20 protein-coding genes are annotated in these 18252 nt (G+C 36.7%); 12 read left to right on the forward strand and 8 right to left on the reverse strand.

Going from position 1 to position 18252, the window contains the following annotated elements:
* The first annotated feature begins 1 nt into the window (after window position 1).
* From DC487_RS14415 to DC487_RS14430, 4 genes are all read left to right on the forward strand, one after another.
* Window positions 2-931: a helix-turn-helix domain-containing protein gene (locus tag DC487_RS14415; RefSeq protein ID WP_116776672.1), complete on the forward strand. Its 930-nt coding sequence runs from the start codon at window positions 2-4 to the stop codon at window positions 929-931.
* 88 nt (window positions 932-1019) lie between these two features.
* Window positions 1020-1781, forward strand: coding sequence for an SDR family NAD(P)-dependent oxidoreductase (locus DC487_RS14420; RefSeq protein ID WP_116776673.1), 762 nt, complete (start codon window positions 1020-1022; stop codon window positions 1779-1781).
* Between the two features lie 499 nt (window positions 1782-2280).
* Window positions 2281-4380, forward strand: coding sequence for a PAS domain S-box protein (locus tag DC487_RS14425; RefSeq protein ID WP_116776674.1), 2100 nt, complete (start codon window positions 2281-2283; stop codon window positions 4378-4380).
* A 223-nt stretch (window positions 4381-4603) separates the two neighbouring features.
* Window positions 4604-4963: a hypothetical protein gene (locus DC487_RS14430; protein WP_116776675.1), complete on the forward strand. Its 360-nt coding sequence runs from the start codon at window positions 4604-4606 to the stop codon at window positions 4961-4963.
* Window positions 4964-5073: 110 nt separating this feature from the next.
* Here the strand turns inward: DC487_RS14430 and DC487_RS14435 are convergent, their stop codons facing one another.
* Window positions 5074-5469: a hypothetical protein gene (locus DC487_RS14435; protein ID WP_116776676.1), complete on the reverse strand. Its 396-nt coding sequence runs from the start codon at window positions 5467-5469 to the stop codon at window positions 5074-5076.
* Between the two features lie 45 nt (window positions 5470-5514).
* Here DC487_RS14435 and DC487_RS14440 point away from each other — a divergent pair, with 45 nt between their 5' ends.
* The 5 genes from DC487_RS14440 (at window position 5515) to DC487_RS14460 (ending at window position 9154) form a co-directional block, all read left to right on the forward strand.
* Complete coding sequence (locus tag DC487_RS14440) at window positions 5515-5892, forward strand: hypothetical protein (RefSeq protein ID WP_133228623.1); 378 nt, start codon at window positions 5515-5517, stop codon at window positions 5890-5892.
* 385 nt (window positions 5893-6277) lie between these two features.
* Window positions 6278-6859, forward strand: a complete 582-nt coding sequence (locus DC487_RS14445) for a recombinase family protein (protein WP_116776678.1) — start codon at window positions 6278-6280, stop codon at window positions 6857-6859.
* A gap of 36 nt (window positions 6860-6895) precedes the next feature.
* On the forward strand, window positions 6896-7804 hold the full coding sequence (locus DC487_RS14450; protein ID WP_116776679.1) for an abortive infection family protein: 909 nt from the start codon (window positions 6896-6898) through the stop codon (window positions 7802-7804).
* A gap of 278 nt (window positions 7805-8082) precedes the next feature.
* Window positions 8083-8592: a Panacea domain-containing protein gene (locus DC487_RS14455; protein ID WP_116776680.1), complete on the forward strand. Its 510-nt coding sequence runs from the start codon at window positions 8083-8085 to the stop codon at window positions 8590-8592.
* A 4-nt stretch (window positions 8593-8596) separates the two neighbouring features.
* The gene (locus DC487_RS14460) at window positions 8597-9154 is read left to right on the forward strand and encodes a hypothetical protein (RefSeq protein WP_116776681.1); all 558 of its coding nucleotides are present in this window, start codon (window positions 8597-8599) and stop codon (window positions 9152-9154) included.
* An 88-nt stretch (window positions 9155-9242) separates the two neighbouring features.
* Here the strand turns inward: DC487_RS14460 and DC487_RS14465 are convergent, their stop codons facing one another.
* The 6 genes from DC487_RS14465 to DC487_RS14490 form a co-directional block, all read right to left on the reverse strand.
* Window positions 9243-10058, reverse strand: coding sequence for an abortive infection family protein (locus tag DC487_RS14465; protein ID WP_116776682.1), 816 nt, complete (start codon window positions 10056-10058; stop codon window positions 9243-9245).
* Between the two features lie 199 nt (window positions 10059-10257).
* Complete coding sequence (locus tag DC487_RS14470; RefSeq protein WP_116776683.1) at window positions 10258-11376, reverse strand: leucine-rich repeat domain-containing protein; 1119 nt, start codon at window positions 11374-11376, stop codon at window positions 10258-10260.
* A 501-nt stretch (window positions 11377-11877) separates the two neighbouring features.
* Window positions 11878-12879, reverse strand: coding sequence for an NADP-dependent oxidoreductase (locus tag DC487_RS14475; protein ID WP_116776684.1), 1002 nt, complete (start codon window positions 12877-12879; stop codon window positions 11878-11880).
* Window positions 12880-12890: 11 nt separating this feature from the next.
* Entirely contained in the window at window positions 12891-13667 is a 777-nt protein-coding gene (locus DC487_RS14480; protein ID WP_116776685.1) for an SDR family oxidoreductase, read from the reverse strand.
* A gap of 11 nt (window positions 13668-13678) precedes the next feature.
* A complete protein-coding gene (locus tag DC487_RS14485) occupies window positions 13679-14407 on the reverse strand; it encodes an SDR family NAD(P)-dependent oxidoreductase (protein WP_116776686.1) in 729 nt (242 codons plus the stop codon).
* Window positions 14408-14471: 64 nt separating this feature from the next.
* Window positions 14472-15566, reverse strand: a complete 1095-nt coding sequence (locus DC487_RS14490) for an alkene reductase (RefSeq protein ID WP_116776687.1) — start codon at window positions 15564-15566, stop codon at window positions 14472-14474.
* A 96-nt stretch (window positions 15567-15662) separates the two neighbouring features.
* Between DC487_RS14490 and DC487_RS14495 the strand changes: the two genes are divergently transcribed.
* Window positions 15663-16073 carry a winged helix-turn-helix transcriptional regulator gene (locus tag DC487_RS14495; RefSeq protein WP_116776688.1) on the forward strand — a complete coding sequence of 137 codons (411 nt, stop codon included), beginning with the start codon at window positions 15663-15665 and terminating at the stop codon, window positions 16071-16073.
* Window positions 16074-16380: 307 nt separating this feature from the next.
* On the opposite strand, the gene DC487_RS14500 is transcribed toward DC487_RS14495, so the two are convergent.
* Entirely contained in the window at window positions 16381-17157 is a 777-nt protein-coding gene (locus DC487_RS14500; RefSeq protein WP_116776689.1) for an SDR family oxidoreductase, read from the reverse strand.
* A gap of 117 nt (window positions 17158-17274) precedes the next feature.
* On the opposite strand from DC487_RS14500, the gene DC487_RS14505 reads away from it, so the two are divergent.
* Both DC487_RS14505 and DC487_RS14510 read left to right on the forward strand, forming a co-directional pair.
* Entirely contained in the window at window positions 17275-17598 is a 324-nt protein-coding gene (locus DC487_RS14505; protein WP_116776690.1) for a winged helix-turn-helix transcriptional regulator, read from the forward strand.
* Window positions 17599-17855: 257 nt separating this feature from the next.
* Window positions 17856-18212, forward strand: a complete 357-nt coding sequence (locus tag DC487_RS14510; RefSeq protein WP_116776691.1) for a DUF4180 domain-containing protein — start codon at window positions 17856-17858, stop codon at window positions 18210-18212.
* The last annotated feature ends 40 nt before the right edge of the window (window positions 18213-18252 follow it).

The raw sequence follows: 18252 nt of genomic DNA on the forward strand, positions 1-18252 counted from the left end.
GATGAACAGTATAGCAATCAAAGATTTTTACAAAGAGATAGTCGGTGATACGAGCTGTCATCTCGATTATTTCTTCGACAACAAAACCAATACAGATTTCGGGCATTTCAACGTATTTGATATTGCTAAATTTTATTATGGTAGCAAGCCAAAATGCGAAATGAGCTACAATCGCCGATTGTACTATAAGATTAGCTTGATAAAGGGAAGAAACTATATAGAATATGCCGACAAGACCGTCCTGATAGAAACACAGGGTATTTTATTTGCATCTCCCAAAATACCCTACCGATATACACCCCAAGACCAGAATCAATCCGGTATGTTTTGTGTATTCACGAAAGAGTTTTTGTCAAAGTCTAAGACAGGTTTGAATATCGAAGAACTTCCAATCTACCAGCCAAGCAGTGATTTTATTTACCAACTCGATGATCAGCAATTTGTTGAAATCGAGGCTATTTTTAAGAAAATGGATGCAGAATTATCGTCTGATTATGCATACAAATACGATTTGTTGCGCAATTATGTGTTAGAGCTCATCCATACTGGGCAAAAATTAAAACCAATACAAAATACGAACCCAACTAGCAATGCCGCGAGTAGAATTTCTACCCTATTTATCGAATTGCTAGAAAGACAGTTCCCGATAGAAAGTGACGTGCAAAATATACAACTGAAAAAACCTGCTGATTTTGCCAATGCATTAGGTATACATACCAATCACTTAAATAAAGTGCTCAAGGAAGTCACCAATAGAAGCACTACCGAAATCATTAATGCTCGTATTGCCGAAGAAGCCAAGATCTTGCTGAAGCAGACACCATGGAATATTTCTGAAATAGCCTATGCTTTAGGTTTTGATGAAGTGGCTCATTTTTCAAATTTCTTCAAGAAACATACTGGTCTTTCGCCGATGAAATTCCGTAATTGATTGAAATTTGTAAATATCCGATTGGTGTTTGCAAACTGCATTGCTATTTTCATCAGAACTTTGTACTATACTTTAAAAGATAAATAACATGGATAATCGCAAAGTAGCTTTAGTAACCGGCAGTAGCCGTGGATTGGGCAAAGATATGGCTATACAATTGGCCAAAAAAGGATTTGATGTCATCGTCACCTATCAAGGCAATGTAGAAGGTGCCGACAGCACGGTTGCTGAAATAAAAGCAATCGGTCAACATGCGATCGCACTACAATTGGATGTTGCTAAAAGCGGCACATATGATGCTTTTGTAAGCACAATCACGGAAAAATTAGGCTCCGAGTTTGGCACAGATCATCTGCAAGCATTGGTGAACAATGCGGGAATAGGTATTCACGCAGCATTTGAAACTACCACAGAAGAACAGTTTGACACGATGGTGAATATACACCTCAAAGCGGCATTTTTCTTGACCCAAAAACTACTTCCCATATTGAATGATGGAGGTAGCATTGTCAATATTTCATCAGGCTTAGCACGCTTTAGTTTTCCAAACTATGCCGCGTATGCCATTATGAAAGCGGGTATCGAAAGCTTAAGCCGGTATCAGGCATTAGAATTAGGATCTCGTAAGATCCGCGTGAATACCGTAGCTCCAGGTGCCATCGAGACTGACTTTGGCGGTGGCTCCACAAGAGATAACAAAGAAGTCAATCAGATGTTGGCTTCGCGTACCGCATTAGGTAGAACTGGTTTGCCAGATGATATTGGCGGTGTTATTGCCTTCCTGTGTAGTGATGATGCCAAATGGATCAATGCACAACGGATCGAAGTATCTGGTGGATTTTATATCTAGGTCTTTGCTGTAAGGCCAACCAATAGTGAAAATTAACTTTTAGATTTTCGTAGGCAAGCGCCGCTTGCCTACGAAAATCTGATTTGTAATACATATGTGGTAGTCTCTTAAACTGCAGCATCCTACTGGTGAAGCCTTACCACCTCCAACAAAGATCATACTAGCATTGTTAACCATCACACAAGACGAAAGATCTCACCAGGACGTCGTGTACACTCTTCTATTTGTTTCGATCATGAAGCAGTTCTGAAGGCTTTTTAAAGGGCACTCCCAGTTAGGTTTCCCAGCGTAGTATAAGTTACATTTGGTTGTTGAAAATTTGAGGAAAAAGTACCATTTCGAAGATATAAACCAGTCTAATAACTGTTATGAATTTATTAAATTATGAATAAGGAAAGCAACTGCTCGAAGATGCATTTCATACTTAAATTGCTATAAGAAAAAACCAATGTATGAACTGTTAAATCAATAAGTATATTTGCAGACTATAGGTTTGTGTATGAATTTGACTTTACGTGGCCTTTTACATGTCATAGCTGACATGCCACATGCCGTTGCCGTTTACGATAGTGAGGATCTAAATATCGCAGTGGCAAATGCGAAAATGTTAGCAATATGGAGTCGTAAAGATGATCTAACAGGTCGTCAATTCGGCGAGGTATTTCCAGAACATGTAGCGCAAGGTTTTGATGCCTTACTACGTAATGTTTGGAAAACAGGCCATACATACGATGCATTAGAAACAAGAGCCGACATCACGATTGACGGTATACCCACAACAAGATTTTTTGATTTTCAGTATAAAGCATTAAAGGACGAAAACGGGGAGACCTACGCCCTGTTACATACGGCTACCGATGTAACTGATCGGAAGTTGGCTTGGGAAAATGTAGCTCAGCGAGAAGCAAGCGAGGCGTCTATTAATGAAGAACTTCGAGATAACAACGAAAAGCTGAATTTAGTGTTATCCGAGCTTGAACAACGTGACAAGGAGTTGCAAAAAGTCAACGATGAGTTAGCGTCCAATAATCTAGAGCTTATCGCTCTAAATGAAGAGTACCAGTCGACCAATGAAATGCTGCATCAGACGCACCTAAATTTGCAACAAGCCAACGACTCTCTAAAAGTTGCGTATGAAAAAGTTCAGGAAAGCGAAGATCGCATGAATCTGGCTATTCAATCTGCTAATATCGGTACGTGGCGATTGGATGTTGCGGCATCACAAGTACATTGGGACAACAGAACACGCGAACTTTATGGTTTTTCTAGCGATGAGGTGGTTCCTTATGAAGATGTCCTGAAACACATGCATCCGCAAGATAGGCCAACAGTGCAAACCGCTATAGAACGGGCGCTCGTACCAGAGTTAAATGAAGAATATGACATTAAGTTCCGGATAATAAGTAACTCGGGAGAGTTGTTGAGATGGCTACACTGCAAAGGAAAGGCCTATTTCGATCAGGATGGAGGCCCCACCTTATTTTCTGGAATTGCATTAGACATTACCGAAACTATGGTGGCAAGAGAGCGCGAATCTGCTATTAACTTGCTCATTGCCGAACGTGAGCGCAAGCTGCAGCTAATTTTAGACGCTGCCAAGGTAGGTACTTACACGTTTAATAAAAAGACACGCAGGATCCAATTAAATGAGCAATCCAGAAAGTTATTCGGATTTACTAGAAAGGAACTCATAACTGAAGATTTTCCTTTAGAGCAAACAGTAGCTGAATTTATCCCAATGGCTACAGCAGCTATGGAAAACGCTATTGCAGACAACAGATCATATGACTACAGCTATCAAATTGTAGATAAGCGGTCTGGTGCTATCAAGTGGTTACGATCCGTAGGTAACAGTCAAAGTGATCCTTCTCTAGATGTGGTTTTTGGTGTCATAATTGACATTACCGATCAAAAAGCGGAAGAAAAACGTAAAACAGACTTCTTAGGAATTGCCAGTCACGAACTACGCTCGCCACTGACGGCACTCACCGGTTATCTCCATATATTGGGATATAAAGGGAATGGTATGAGTTCTGAAAATTTAGCCAATACGGTTAAAAAAGCGGAACAGCAGACTAATAGAATGAAAGCTTTAATTGACGGATTTCTCGATGCTTCGATTATAGATGAAGGAAAAATGAGTATCACGCGTAGCGATATAAATGTAGTAGAAATGCTATCCGATATCTACCATACGTACAAAGATACCATTCATTCGCATCAGTTTAGTATGGATATACCGACTGAGAATGTCATTGCTTTCGCTGACCGAGGAAAGCTAGAACAGGTTGTTACCAACTTTTTGAACAATGCCATTAAGTACACTTCTAAAGGCGGTTTAGTGAAACTTTTCGCTTCAGTCAAGAATGATACGGTGATGATCGGGGTGAGAGATCAGGGTGAAGGAATCTCCCAAGAGAATCAGGATAAATTATTTGATAAGTTTTTCCGGATTTCTGATCCTTCGTCAAAAGATGTTGCTGGCTTCGGAATTGGACTGTTTGTATCTAAAGAGATTGTGCTACTACACGGCGGAAATATTGGTGTCGAAAGTGAACAAGGTAAGGGAAGCACTTTTTGGTTCACACTTCCCTTATAGAAAAAATACTCTGTTGCTATCATTTTTTGTTATGAGGTCAGCATTCCCTTCTTCAACCACGAAAAAATACCAATTTCGTTTACAGATTTTAATCCAAATGAAGACCATTCTTTTATCGGAGAAGTGGATGAGCTATTAGGTAATTACCTGTCATAAGGCAAGTTTCCCTAATTTCTTATGTTTTAAGTTTGTTATATTATAGGCAGATTGAAAATTGCGTGCTATGAAGATTACAGCTCCAAATGATTGTGACAACTCACCTAAAAGAAGGATTGTGAAAGATCTTTTGATTGACCTGTACAACGGCGATTACGACGACTTGTTGAAGAATATCAATGAAAGTTTTGTATATCAGCGGATAGATAAACCAGCTATAAATAATAAGGAAAATCTAAAAAAACTCTTAAAAAAGCAAAGTAAACCTACAAGTCTGACAATTGATCAGATTTTATCACATGGTAAATTTGGAGCTTGCAATGGCTGTTTGGAAGTTTCCAAAGGTGTTATTCACTTCGCCTATTTTTTTGAGTTTAAGTCTGCGGGAAGCAATCTTATCAAAGCGATCACGCTATATCAGGTATAGATATCCGTATTTTAGAATGTCTCACAGAAAGAGCAGATAAATATCTAAAGCGTAAAAAACGCCTGAAGTTGGGAACCTCAGGCGTTTTTACCAAACCAATTATTAACCTATTACTCAATTGCAAAGTTAGTGCCAACTGTTTGCTCCTTAAATAGGAGGCCAAACCAAGCTAGTTTGGTTGCATCAACTGTATTAAATAATCGCGTCCAAGTAAGCTGAAGTCCAAGTCCTTGTTGTATAGGACGAAAGCGGTAACCAATTTCTGGAGCAAAAACTGTGCTTTTATAGTCCCATGAATCTGTGTTTTTTGGTATAACAGCAAATGTTGTCGTAAAACCTAAAAGCAATCCACAGCGGCCTTTTCCATGTACGTAGTTGATTCCGAGTGGAAAGGCAGAGATCCATTTATCATCTCCCACAAATCCAGTATTTGTATATCCCAATCGTGCTCCAAATCCATCTCTGCTGTCTTTTTTAAAACGTAGGTCAAAATTGGCAGATGCCATTAGTCCACCACCAAAATTCCTATATTTGGTTCAATCATGGGAAATATGAAGATCAAGCAAAACAGGACCTATTTATCCAACTTCGGAGAAGAGGATATGAAGATGGTATTGAGTGAGTACGCAACCTTTCAGAAACTTAGTAATTCCATTAGAATCCCTGGATTTGTGATGTTAGGTGTGATAGGAATATCGAGGGCTTTGCAGGGGATTGTACCCAAGGCGGCATTAAATATTATATCTATCATTGCTATATTAAGCCTCCTCGCATGGACAATCTTCATTGGTTTTTCATTAGTGAAGCAGAAGAAGTTAGTAAAAAATAAGCTTGAGCAGATGTCGACTACGCATAATTACCCTTTCAAAGTGCTTAGAAGCGAATTTAATACTTTAGTCAAAGGGGTGTATTCGGGACCTAAAATTTAGTGGAGTAAACATTCATTGCTTTAATCACATATGTTTTATCACAGAATGTACAAAGAATATGTGTGCTAACACAGTTTATTTAAGCTTTTTCCGCCTGTAGTTCTACGAAGATTAATATCCTACCTATCCATTTCAATTCTTTAATAGAGCAGGAGCTACCAATTTATAAGCAGCTTGAACTTTAGTGAATTTGACGTATCGCGCTGAAAGTAGGTAGCGCAAAAACTGTTGACACGAAGTTTCGGTTAATAATCGTTTTAACAAACGGTCGTTTTATGCGACAAAAATAATAGATTGACCACTTACCCTTATTCCGAAGAATACACTGTCTCAAAATGTTGTTTCACTAATCTATGTTTCATAAATTAGCACATTAAACGTTTTTATGAAAATAGGATATGCCAGGGTTAGCACCCAAGATCAGAACTTAGACCTGCAGATCGATGCGTTGAAAAATGCCGGTTGCGAAATAATATTCAAAGAGAAGATTTCCGGAAAATCAAAAGAACGCCCGGAGCTTACAAAGCTTTTCGAAAAGTTAAGGAAAGGTGACACTGTTGTCGTATGGAAATTGGATCGCCTTGGTAGATCGCTAAAAGATCTGATCAATCTAATTACAAAAATGCAGCAACTTGACGTAAGCTTCTTGAGTATACAAGATGGTATAAACACCAACACTGCTACAGGTCGATTTACATTCAACATATTTGCTTCGCTTGCAGAGTTCGAAAGAGAGATTATATCTGAGAGAACAAGGGCTGGTTTAACATCAGCTAGAGCGCGTGGAAGAAAAGGGGGAAGACCCGCTGGATATAGTATTGAAACCTTGAAGAAGATAAAGGCAGTAAAAACATTATATGATGCTAGCAATAGTCCTTCTGTACAAGATATCGCTGATAGTTTAAAAATCAGCCGTGCTACGTGTTATAGATATCTTAAGATACATGATGAAATCGTGAATAAATAAATTTTCTACAAATACATACACCGAGAATCTACTACTATGGCAAATAAGATATCTACAGTAACTCGTAGAAACATATTTGATTTTATTCAAGCAGAAGGCTTTTGGTGGCCAGGGAGACTAAAAGAAAGTGATTTTTTATCGAGGCTGTTTGATTTGGAAACTTTGCCATCACACGATAGTAGATTCGAAAATGCTGCTGATGATATTTGGCAGCATAGAGTTAATAATCCTATGGATTGGGATGATAATTGGATATTTTCAGATAAGAGGTTCAATTTATTAGATTGTGACGATTCGATTTATCTGAACTTTATATGTGAAATGATACATCCGCTTGTTCGACCTGATTCAACAGAAGTAACGAAGCTTCTGCAAATTTTCAATGACGTACTAAAAGAGGATAATTTTGAATTGTCCGAAATAACGAGACTTGGCGGCAGACCTGTGTTTGCTGGTAGACAAGTTATTTTAGGTAAAGATTCGATTGTACGGCAAAACAAAGAAATCAAGCAAAAATTCAATGAAGAATATATAACTCAGCAAATAAACTTGATGGAATCTTCAATAGAGAAATCACCTCATGTTGCAATAGGGTTGGCAAAAGAACTGGTAGAGACTTGTTGCAAAACCATTTTTGAACAGCATGATATAGCATATGATGACAAATGGGATTTACTAAAATTAATGAAGGAAACTACAAAACTATTAAAGCTTACTCCAGAAGATATACCAAACGAAACAAAAGGAGCTGAATCGATAAAACAAATTTTAAGAAGTCTTACATCTGTAGTGCAAGGTATTGGAGAAATAAGAAACCAATTTGGAAGTGGGCATGGAAAAGATCACAAGTTTAAGGGACTTCAACCACGTCATGCCAAATTAGCTGTTGGAGCTTCATCTACATTAGCAATCTATCTATTTGAGTCTAGTGAACTTAGAATATAACATATTATAAAGTCTACTAGAAAAGAAAGGGGGATTATGACCAGTGATGAAATTTAACGGCTTTATATTTTTCGCCATATAGCGATGCAAATCAAAGATTAAAATTAATACTTTATATCATTGATATATACAGTATATATATTATTTTTGCATAAATACACCCCTATTAAGGGGTGCAAAGGTAGAAAAGATTTTTGTATTACAAAAAATCAGTTTTTATTAAAATTTTTCTCTATCTATCAAGAGCATTGGCGCTCTTAAAATTAGCAAGGAAGGCAATGAACAATTTCAATTTAACAGCAAATGACATAGCGACATACTTCGTAAAGAAGGGCGTGTCTCCTTTGCAGTTACAGAAGTTATTGTATTACTCACAAGTCTGGTATCTAAAAAAATTTGACAGAAGGTTATTTTCAGATGATATTAAGGCTTGGGTTTTTGGGCCTGTAGTAACATCAATTTGGAGTAAATTTAAGGTTGTGAGAAGGAATGAGACTATTGCGCCATTTGATCATTTTTACCCTTGTCCCACGTTATTACCACAAGTTGTAAATGACCATTTGGACAATGTTTGGTCATCGTACGGTCACTTAACTGGAAGTCAATTGGTAGATCTCACGCATTCGGAGTTACCTTGGAAAATGAGCAGAATTGGCCTTTTGGACAATCAGCCTAGTGATAATATTATTGTACTAAATTCCGCAACCATTAAAGACTATAACTTAGATCTAAATGGTCAAATACCTTATATAACTTCCGCGAAGACATTAGGCTATTTTAGCTCATAGTTCAATGAACTGGATCAATCAGATTGAGCCAAAATTTATAATGAACGTACCTTTAAAAGAGGGCGATCCTTTCTTAAAAAAGCAATTATACAAATATAAGTTTACGGGTAAACCTAAAGTAGCCACGATCATCGAGCTTGAGTATTATGATTGCAATATCGTAGTGATGTCTTTTTACACAGATGGTACAGGAACAGATAAGACAAGATATAAAGTCCGTCATAATTACTCTCCCATAATAGTTTTAAGAATATTTCAGGCGTGTTTAAAAATTTTTCTACAATTAAACATAAAGAGTGATCATACCTTGGTTTTTAATGCTGCTAACGACATTGGAGATCACACACCTTTTAATAAAAGGATGTCTTCATATGTTACTTTTCTAGAGTATTATTATCCAAATTTTACAGATGATTGTAGTTATTATGGATATATGCAGTTAAACACATTTTATTTGCACAACAAGACTAACCCGAATGCAGATGAGGCAAAGTCCTTTTTCAATTGGTATTGCGACGTTGTCATGGAGCAACTTAATAACGAAGAATCTGATCCTAAATAGGAATTTTAAGTGCACCCAAAAATCTGCCTATAAAGTATGAGTAAAAACTCCATGTAAATCAGATAGTCTATCTCACAAAACGAAGAAATTAAAATTGTCCCCAATCTGTATCTACCTCTTCTACGGCCTTACTCTTATTCTTGGCTTCAACTGCTTGAATAAACTTGACCATGGATGAAATGTTACTGAATATCAGAACGCTTTCATCATAATTTAATATTTGATTATCATGTGCATAGCTTCGATTATTACGAATGTCATTGAAAGCATCCATAATTTGAAAACTAAATTGAACTATTTTCTCAGCCATTGAGGATTCTAAAAAGCCCTTTTCTCTAATGGCTTTTATATATTTTCCAAACAGCCCATTAACAGTTTCATCCTTAATTAAAGTGATTTTATGAAGCTCACAAAGCTCCTTTAAAAACTTTATAGTATAGGTATGTAACCTGTCAAGCGCAGCTTCGGGCTGGTTTTTTTCTATGCTTTCACGTATGAGTTTCGCTAGGGAATGGAAGTCTTTGTCGTCATTTATGGCTTGAATAGCATCAATGTGTTCAACGACACTTGCACCAGTTATCAGACGGTTGAAGATTTTAGTATACAAGCTGTAATAATTAGCATCTCTTGCTCTACCTTGTTGATTGTTAAAATTTACTAATTCTTCAAATAGAGCCTTTAGCAATAGTCCAACTGTATAATCTGATTCAAGTTCTACAAACTTAAGTAAACGTTGACCTTTTGATCCTGAGTTATTTTCGGAGTATTTCGGGTCATCAGCATTCAATCCGGTTACATCGTATATGAAATCGTTAAAACTAGGATTTGAAAAATTAAGAACATAACCCGCCTGAACAAGATTATCTTTAATAATTTTATTTTCTTGGTAAGACAAATTTGCCATTCACTAAAGTAATATTTGGATATTGAAGTAACTATATAATTGATTTAAAATACTATTCAGCTATCATATTGTCTCAAAAAGCGAACGCATTCTTGATGCTTTTTAAAAAATTATATAGGCTTGAACTAGTCCTCAATCCTTTTTTATAACAAATGATATAGGCTTTTATTTCGATTTTTTTAAAAAATTCCTTTCAAGATCATCTGTTTTTCACCAAAGATTCTACTTGTGAACTTAAGTCATGAAGAAGCTTGTCTACTTGATAATCTTGAAGTTTATTAAGGGGGCTTTCAGGATCGTTTAAAGCCTGGAATTTACCCAGGGCACTTTGTTTATATCTGCACTTTCTAACTATGATAGGAATTATTTGAGTACCTTTAGATTGGATACCTTGAATTATTTGAGGTAACTCGTCATTCATCACATATTCCGACGCGAGAAAGCTACTTGATACAAGTATAATCACAATGTCAGCATCATTGAGTTGCAATTTAATTTTTTGGTCCCAATCATCTCCAGCTTTTAATTGAGTGTCTACCCATGGATTGATCTTCAAATTTTCATATTGAAGTACTCTTAGTTCTTTAATAACAAAGTCTAACCATTTTTTATCATCGTGGCTGTAACTTATAAATATAGATTTTTCTTCACTACGTGTCATGGGATCACTTATTTCTGACTGTTTTTCTATCTGTCTTTGTTGCTGCTTAATCTTACTTAAACAATTACCTCTTATTTTTCGTAAGGACTTATAAAAGTTATCAACATCCTTATTTTCATTATACATAGCACTAAAACAATATACAGATTGTATGGCGGTTTGAGTATAAATGGATGCATTTACATCAAAAATTTCTAGAGGATTTCCATTTAGCCAAAGCTTTTTCAGATTTCTTAACTCAATAAATTCTGGAAATTTGGTTAACTTATTATGAGACACATCTAACGAGCGAAGATTCGTTAAACTGGATAAACTATCTGGTAATATTGATAACTGATTTCTAGCTAATGACAACTTCTTTAGTTTTGTTAGACCTCCAACCTGCCTTGGAAGGCTTTTTATCTCATTTCTATTTAGTATTAAGGTTTCCAAATGGATAAGATCAAAAAATTTAGCCATCAGAACGGTTATTTTGTTCATCGACAAGTCTATGGACTTTAAAAATCTTAAATGACATATTTCAGAGGGGATATGCGATATTTGATTGTTCCTCAAATTTAAACTTCTCAAATTTTTACAATTAAATATATCACTTGGAATCCTTTTGAGATCCATGTTAGAAAGATCTAGTTTAGTCGCATTTAAAGGGATTTTCATGGCTTACTGAATGTAATCAAATATACTTAAAATTGGTATATTTGTAAACCTAAGGAGGATAGGTCATAAAATCTACGCTTGGTTTTGCCAATGCGAGGATGAGAAAAATACTTCAAGGATGAACGCTTAGGACTAGCTTGGTAAAAATGGGGGGAGAAAGTCTCTGTGGTAAGCGCAAAGGGTTGCGCTTACGGCCAAAACACAGTTATTACTAATCGCGGTTAGACTTGAAAAGCTACGGCACCCTCACTTAAAAGGCCGCCCTCTAAGCCGATACAATCACTTAGAGGGTTTTTTATTCAATTAGAACATAGTTGTTTTGAGCAAATAATGATGTACTAAATTCTTTTGCAGGATTGTTGCTTCATGTATCTAATTTTTATACAATGTCCTTCCATGAAACTTATTGCAAGTGCAACATTTGCTAGTTCCAAAATGTGTCTCACAAAACGAACCATTGATTCCGGCAATTTTGAAGTCTTACCATTTCGGCTACCCAATCTATTTAATTTTTATTACCACCTTACCTTTTGCGCGGCCACTTTCTATATACTTTAAAGCATCATCTGTGTGTGTGAAAGTATATACCTTGTCAATTACAGGTTTAATAATGTTAGCTTCAATTAACTGCGTGACTTGTTCCAGCTGGCTACCGCTGGCTTTCATAAACAGAAAATGATAATCGACATGATGTTTTTTTGCTTTGTTTCTGATACTAAAACTGATCAGTGAAAATATCAGCCTTAGATACCATGGAAGTCCTTTGTCTTTGGCAAAAGATGGAGTTGGAGGACCTGATATGGAAATGACCTGACCTCCCGGTTTAAGGATAGTAATTGATTTTTTCAGGGTTTTAGTATCTTGGCTATTAAGAACGACATCGTAATCCTTAAGTAGATCCTCAAAATCTTGCGTTTTGTAATCAATCAATACATCGGCGCCCAGTTCTTTGACTAATCCAAAACTTTTTGAGCCGGCAGTTGTGGCAACTGATGCGCCAAGATATTTTGCGAGCTGAATAGCAATAGTACCTACACCTCCAGAACCTGCCTGGACAAAAACCTTTTGTCCTTTCTTCAAGTTTGCATTCTCAACCAATGCCTGCCACGCTGTAAGTGCAACGAGTGGAATCGAGGCCGCTTCTTCCATGGATAAATTTTTAGGTTTGAGCGAGACATCTTTTTCATCAATTGCAATGTATTCTGCAAACGTTCCGATATGGAAATCTGCTGGGCGTGAATAAATTTCGTCTCCTACCTTAAACTGCGATACACTTTTACCGATTTTAGTAATTACACCGGCAACATCATGCCCTAAAATGAGTGGCAATTTGTAGGGTAAAATCAACTTAAATTCACCAGACTTGATCTTCGAATCCAAAACGTTTAAGCCTGCCGCATAAACCTCAACCAAAACCTGATTGTCTTTTACAAAAGGAGTGGCAACATCAATCATCTGAAGACCTGCCTTCTTATCATATTTTTGTATTGCAAATGCTTTCATTTTCTAATGATTTATTTAATGATAGGATTTAAAGCGGCATTATCCTTACGTGGATTAATTAATCCAAATGCAAGTTTTGGAAACAAACGATTTATGAAATAAATCAGTTTTGAGTCGCCCACCCTTATGGTATAGGTGTCTTGCTGCAAACCTTTGATTAATACTTTTACTAAGTGCGCTGGACTTATCTTTTTATCGTCCCTGTCGGCAACCATATCAGTATCAACCAACGGTGGCAAAAGTTCAAATATTTTTACATTTGATTTTAAAATCTCTAAATGTGCCCTTAACGATCTGGTATAAAAAGCCAATGCGCTTTTTGATGCCGAATAGGTAGCCTCAATCAGCGAAGGTACTATGCTTAGAATGGAAGTAGTAGTAATAATGGCACTTTCGCTTCTTGATGTCAGCATGTCCATAAAAAGATTGTTTAAGCGGATCACAGCAAAATAATTCACCTCCATCTCGTAAACCGCACCTTTCACGTGTGCAGCATCTGCAATACCTAAGCTTTTGGGTGGCACACCGACACCCGCATTATGGTAAAGAATGTCGATACCTCCGAGTTGGGTTACCCTGTCGAAAAGTTCATCAGCATCGTCCGCATTTCCTGCATCACTCTGTATGGTAATTAAGTTTGGATATGCTTTTTTTGCGGCATCCAATTTACCTTGGTTTCTACCTGTAATTAGCACTGTAGCACCAATCTGCAAAAATTGTCTCGCCGCTTCAAGTCCAATACCCGACCCACCGCCGGTGATAAGGATAGTTTTTCCTTTTAAATTCATCGATCCCTAAATTAATGAGGAACATTTTCTGTAATTGGAACAACCAATTGATGAATTTTCTTAGTATCTCCCACAGGAACTTCGAATTGATTATCTGCTAAGGCAGCAAACAATTCATCGGCTACTTCTGATGCCGCAATACCATTTGCCCCACCAATTTCCGCAGAAAACGCTGTATTCACCAATGGTGGATAAAGTTCGTATACACCAAGCTTATCATTTTCTGCAAAGGTATCTCTCAAACCTTGCGTGTAACTGTGCAAAGCCGCTTTACTCGCCGAATACGTTGGCAGGTATTTGTTTGATCTAAAAACTGCAATGGACGAAACATTTACGATTGCAGCTTCTTCCTGTTGCAAAAGCAATGGTAGTGCTAACGCTGTAAAATCGATGATACTGATGTAATTAGTGTTGATTTCCTGGTAAGCCTTGTCTGCAGCATTATTGTTGCTATCGCCCAAATCGTTCATAATAGCAGCACCCGCATTATTGATGATGATGTTTACATCCGGATAGTTATTTTTCAATTCCTCCGTAATTCGTACACGTTCTGCCGCTATGGATAAATCACCTTGGATAGCTACCGTATTGTGCAATTCTTTTAAAGCACTTTGAATGCGCTCTTCGCTACGTCCGTTGATAATAATTTTATTGCCGGCAGCACTCAATTTCTTGGCAATTGCTAGACCAATCCCGGCACTACCGCCAGAGATGAAGATTGTATTTCCTGTAGTTTTCATTTTTCTTTATAATGTTATGTTTTGCATTCTGCTGGCAAAAAAACCGGCCAGTTTCACAAATATGTTATTTATTTAAGGCTGGGTAATCTGTATACCCAAGTTCTCCTGGTGTATAAAAGGTAGATTGATCTGGCTGATTTAGTGGTGCATTTTTCTTAAATCGTTCCACTAAATCTGGATTGGCGATAAACGGAACACCAAAAGATACCAAATCAGCATCGCCATCTTGCAATACTTTTTCAGCAGTTTCTTTATTGAAGGCTCTGTTGATAATGATGGTGCCTTCGTAAATTTTTCGGTAATGTTTGGCTACTTCCTGTACCGCTTCTGAAATTGATGATACATCTGTAAATGGTTCTATCAAATGCAAATAAGCCAAGCCGTAGCTGTTCAGTTTAGTTACGATGTAATCATATAAAGCAATGGTCTCATCATCAACCAAAATACCCATAATGCCATTTAATGACGGGTTTAAACGTACGCCTACTCGGTTTAAGTCAACAACTTCTTTCAGTTCATCTAAAATATCAAACAAAATGCGAGCACGATTTTCAACGGAACCTCCATATTCGTCTGTTCTATGATTACTATTTTTACTAAAGAATTGTTGAAGCAGATAGCCATTTGCACCATGTAATTCAACGCCATCAAATCCCGCCTCAAAAGCATTGATGGCAGCGTGTTTAAAATCGTCAATGGTTCTTTTGATATCTTCGGTGCTCATCGCCTGTGGTTCTTCGGTCGGTTTAAAGCCTTCTGGCGTAAAAACCTGTTGCAAAGGATTTACATATGAAGGAGCCAGCGGTTTCTTTCCTTCATGAAAATCGGGATGAGAAAAAGCTCCAGTGTGCCAAAGTTGTGCAAATATTTTTCCTTCATGTTGATGAACGGCATCTGTTGTAAGCTTCCAAGCATCGATCTGTGTTTTGCTGTATATCCCAGGTACATTGATCACACCTACGGCTTCTTTACTGATAAAAATTCCTTCTGCGACAATCAATCCTGCGCTTGCCCTTTGTTGATAATATAACGCTGTGAGTGCCGTAGCCACATTTTCCGGATTTGCAGAACGGCTTCTTGTCATTGGAGCCATTACCATGCGGTTGCACAATTCCAGTCCATTTATGTGGTAAGGTTCAAAAATCAATTCTTTTTCCATTGCCTGTAAAATATAAATAAGTAAATTTGCTTGCGTTTTGCAAGTGCAAATATATAAACAACTTTCAATTTGCAAGTGATTTTTTTAAGTATATTTATGATTGATAAAAAAAAACGGTCTGATTGCCCTATTAGCAGATCCTTAGATATATGGGGCGATAAATGGTCATTACTTATCGTTCGGGATCTGATGTTCAATACACAATGTACGTATGGCGATTTCCTAAAATCAGAGGAAAAAATAGCGACTAACATCCTCGCTTCCCGGTTACAAACGTTGGAAATAAATGGGTTAATTACCAAACAGGATCATCCGGTAAGTAAGGCCAAAGTTTTATATAAACTAACCAAAAAAGGGGTGGATTTGCTTCCTCTAATGGTTGAAATAAATTTATGGGCCAATAAATATTTTAGTCTTCCAGCAGAGAGGAAAGAAGAAATTGCAGAAGTGAAAAGGAATAAGGAAGGCTTTATTACGCACAAAACAGCTGAGCTGCTACGTACCTAGAAGAAGGCACTTTGCTATTCTGGTAGCTGTACAATTAACTTGCCCAAAATGGTTGATATTTACGAAAAATATCAAGATAGTATAGAAGTTATAATCCAGCTGCCTCTCCTAAATGAGAATTGTCTCACAAAACGATCAATTTGAATGAAAAATTTATCTTGTTGGAAGTGCTTTTATAGTACCACAAAACGACAGATATATACAGCATAAAAAATGCCTGAAGTTGGGAACTTCAAGCGTTTTTATCTAATTATGCAATTATTAACCTACGTACATATTTGCAAAGGTGATGCCATTCTTTTTGTTATCAAACTACAGCTAGTGATCCTCCATCAATTTGATAGATTGACCCTGTAATGTATGTAGATTCATCCGAGCAAAGAAATCTTACTAAGTCAGCAATTTCACTAGGTTCGGCAGGTCTTCCTAATGGTACATTTCCAAGTTTATCCAATATATTTTTTATGATTTCCTCAGGCAATACGCCCGAATCTTTGCTTATTGAATCGACGTATGATTGCATTTGAGGTGTTTTTACTAATCCTGGGGAAACAGTATTTACTCTAATACCTGAAGGTCCCAATTCGGAAGCCAATGATTTGCTGTATGAATTAAGTGCTGCCTTAGATGCAGAATATGCCATTGTCATTTCCCAGATAGGCTGTATAGCGGGGTTCATGGAAATATTTACTATTGTCCCTTTTTTTTGTTTTAACATGAGGGGTATTAGGGCTTTGTTGACTCTTACGGCTGACATTAAGTTTAATTGTATTTCATTTTCCCAATCCTCATCATTAATAAAATTGAACCCACCGCCGGGTGTAAGGTTGGCTCCCGCATTATTTACAATTATGTCTATTTTACCAAACTTTTCTTCAATTTCCTTAAGAAGAATTTGTCCAACATCAGCTTTTGAGTGATCAGCTTTGATAAAATAATGGTTAAGATCGTTGTCTTGGGGTTCTGAGCGTGCTGTAATTATTACATTAATACCTTCTCGAGACAGCTTATCTGCAATTGCACGTCCAATTCCTTTAGTGCCACCGGTTACTAGCGCAACCTTGTTTGATAGTGATTTTTTCATCGTCAAATGTTTTCAGTTTAATGTTTCAAATTAACATTCGTTACAGTATTTTTGCAAGTAGGTACAATTATGTATAGTACTTACACATTTGTATGTCTTATTAGTATTGAATAAGTTATGGAAAGTAAAAATATCGTCACATCTGATAATGCATGTGTTCTACAAGAAATCTTGAAAGTTATTGGCGGCAAATGGTCTATGTCAATTGTGTATATCTTATTTTCAGGTACTCATAGATTTAGTCAACTTGAAAAATCCATCCCACATATAAATACCAGAATGCTTATCAAGGAGTTAAAAACACTGGCCAGCTTTGATATCGTTTCCAGAAAAGTTTATGCTACGGTTCCTCCAACGGTAGAATATACCTTAACAGAAAAAGGAAAGATGTTGAAGCCTATAATTGATGATATCTATGAATGGGGCAAAGTAAATATGTGATCTTTAAAATGCGGATTTCATGCTGTAAAGCTTTATTAGATCTATGGCAGTCCCATCAAAATAGGCAAAGACATTTCCATTTCTGTCTCAAAAAACGAACTAATAGACTAGATAGCAGGTGCAGCTTAAAGGTAGTTGGCTATTGATTATCCGGGGGGTCGCAATGATGACTATTTACATAAGCTGCGAGAAGACTCACTTCCAAAATTAATTTGTAAGATTGCAAAAATGCTTGAACAATTCGAATAGCAAAGGAAATGGTAATAGATGTACATATTTTTAGTAAACTAAAAATTGCTGAGATTGTCCCTGATAAAGTTCTATTCAATATAGATGAATGGCTTGACATAATAGGTAATTTATACTATCAAGGATTTCACGGGGTCATAATAAATGAACGAAGTATAGCGCCATCTTTTTTCGATTTGAGATCGAAAATAGCCGGAGAGGTTCTTCAAAAATTTTCAAATTATAACATTCGATTAACAATAGTCGGCAAATTCACTGATCTTTCAAGTAACAGTTTAACAGATTTTATATACGAAAGCAATAAAGGAAGACACATTAATTTTGTTGACTCAACCTCAGAAGCTTTGAAAACCTTTTCGATTTGATGAATTTAATCAGTTCAGATTTCCGTTACAATATTAACGA

This window comes from Sphingobacterium corticibacter (assembly GCF_003076635.1).
GTDB classification, from domain to species: domain Bacteria; phylum Bacteroidota; class Bacteroidia; order Sphingobacteriales; family Sphingobacteriaceae; genus Sphingobacterium; species Sphingobacterium corticibacter.

Bases quoted from the DNA above. Each gene is read 5' to 3' on its own strand.
- DC487_RS14415 (WP_116776672.1), top strand. From the start codon at position 2: ATGAACAGTATAGCAATCAAAGATTTTTACAAAGAGATAGTCGGTGAT.
- DC487_RS14420 (WP_116776673.1), top strand. From the start codon at position 1,020: ATGGATAATCGCAAAGTAGCTTTAGTAACCGGCAGTAGCCGTGGATTG.
- DC487_RS14425 (WP_116776674.1), top strand. From the start codon at position 2,281: ATGAATTTGACTTTACGTGGCCTTTTACATGTCATAGCTGACATGCCA.
- DC487_RS14430 (WP_116776675.1), top strand. From the start codon at position 4,604: ATGAAGATTACAGCTCCAAATGATTGTGACAACTCACCTAAAAGAAGG.
- DC487_RS14435 (WP_116776676.1), bottom strand. From the start codon at position 5,469: ATGGCATCTGCCAATTTTGACCTACGTTTTAAAAAAGACAGCAGAGAT.
- DC487_RS14440 (WP_133228623.1), top strand. From the start codon at position 5,515: ATGAAGATCAAGCAAAACAGGACCTATTTATCCAACTTCGGAGAAGAG.
- DC487_RS14445 (WP_116776678.1), top strand. From the start codon at position 6,278: ATGAAAATAGGATATGCCAGGGTTAGCACCCAAGATCAGAACTTAGAC.
- DC487_RS14450 (WP_116776679.1), top strand. From the start codon at position 6,896: ATGGCAAATAAGATATCTACAGTAACTCGTAGAAACATATTTGATTTT.
- DC487_RS14455 (WP_116776680.1), top strand. From the start codon at position 8,083: ATGAACAATTTCAATTTAACAGCAAATGACATAGCGACATACTTCGTA.
- DC487_RS14460 (WP_116776681.1), top strand. From the start codon at position 8,597: ATGAACTGGATCAATCAGATTGAGCCAAAATTTATAATGAACGTACCT.
- DC487_RS14465 (WP_116776682.1), bottom strand. From the start codon at position 10,058: ATGGCAAATTTGTCTTACCAAGAAAATAAAATTATTAAAGATAATCTT.
- DC487_RS14470 (WP_116776683.1), bottom strand. From the start codon at position 11,376: ATGAAAATCCCTTTAAATGCGACTAAACTAGATCTTTCTAACATGGAT.
- DC487_RS14475 (WP_116776684.1), bottom strand. From the start codon at position 12,879: ATGAAAGCATTTGCAATACAAAAATATGATAAGAAGGCAGGTCTTCAG.
- DC487_RS14480 (WP_116776685.1), bottom strand. From the start codon at position 13,667: ATGAATTTAAAAGGAAAAACTATCCTTATCACCGGCGGTGGGTCGGGT.
- DC487_RS14485 (WP_116776686.1), bottom strand. From the start codon at position 14,407: ATGAAAACTACAGGAAATACAATCTTCATCTCTGGCGGTAGTGCCGGG.
- DC487_RS14490 (WP_116776687.1), bottom strand. From the start codon at position 15,566: ATGGAAAAAGAATTGATTTTTGAACCTTACCACATAAATGGACTGGAA.
- DC487_RS14495 (WP_116776688.1), top strand. From the start codon at position 15,663: ATGATTGATAAAAAAAAACGGTCTGATTGCCCTATTAGCAGATCCTTA.
- DC487_RS14500 (WP_116776689.1), bottom strand. From the start codon at position 17,157: ATGAAAAAATCACTATCAAACAAGGTTGCGCTAGTAACCGGTGGCACT.
- DC487_RS14505 (WP_116776690.1), top strand. From the start codon at position 17,275: ATGGAAAGTAAAAATATCGTCACATCTGATAATGCATGTGTTCTACAA.
- DC487_RS14510 (WP_116776691.1), top strand. From the start codon at position 17,856: ATGGTAATAGATGTACATATTTTTAGTAAACTAAAAATTGCTGAGATT.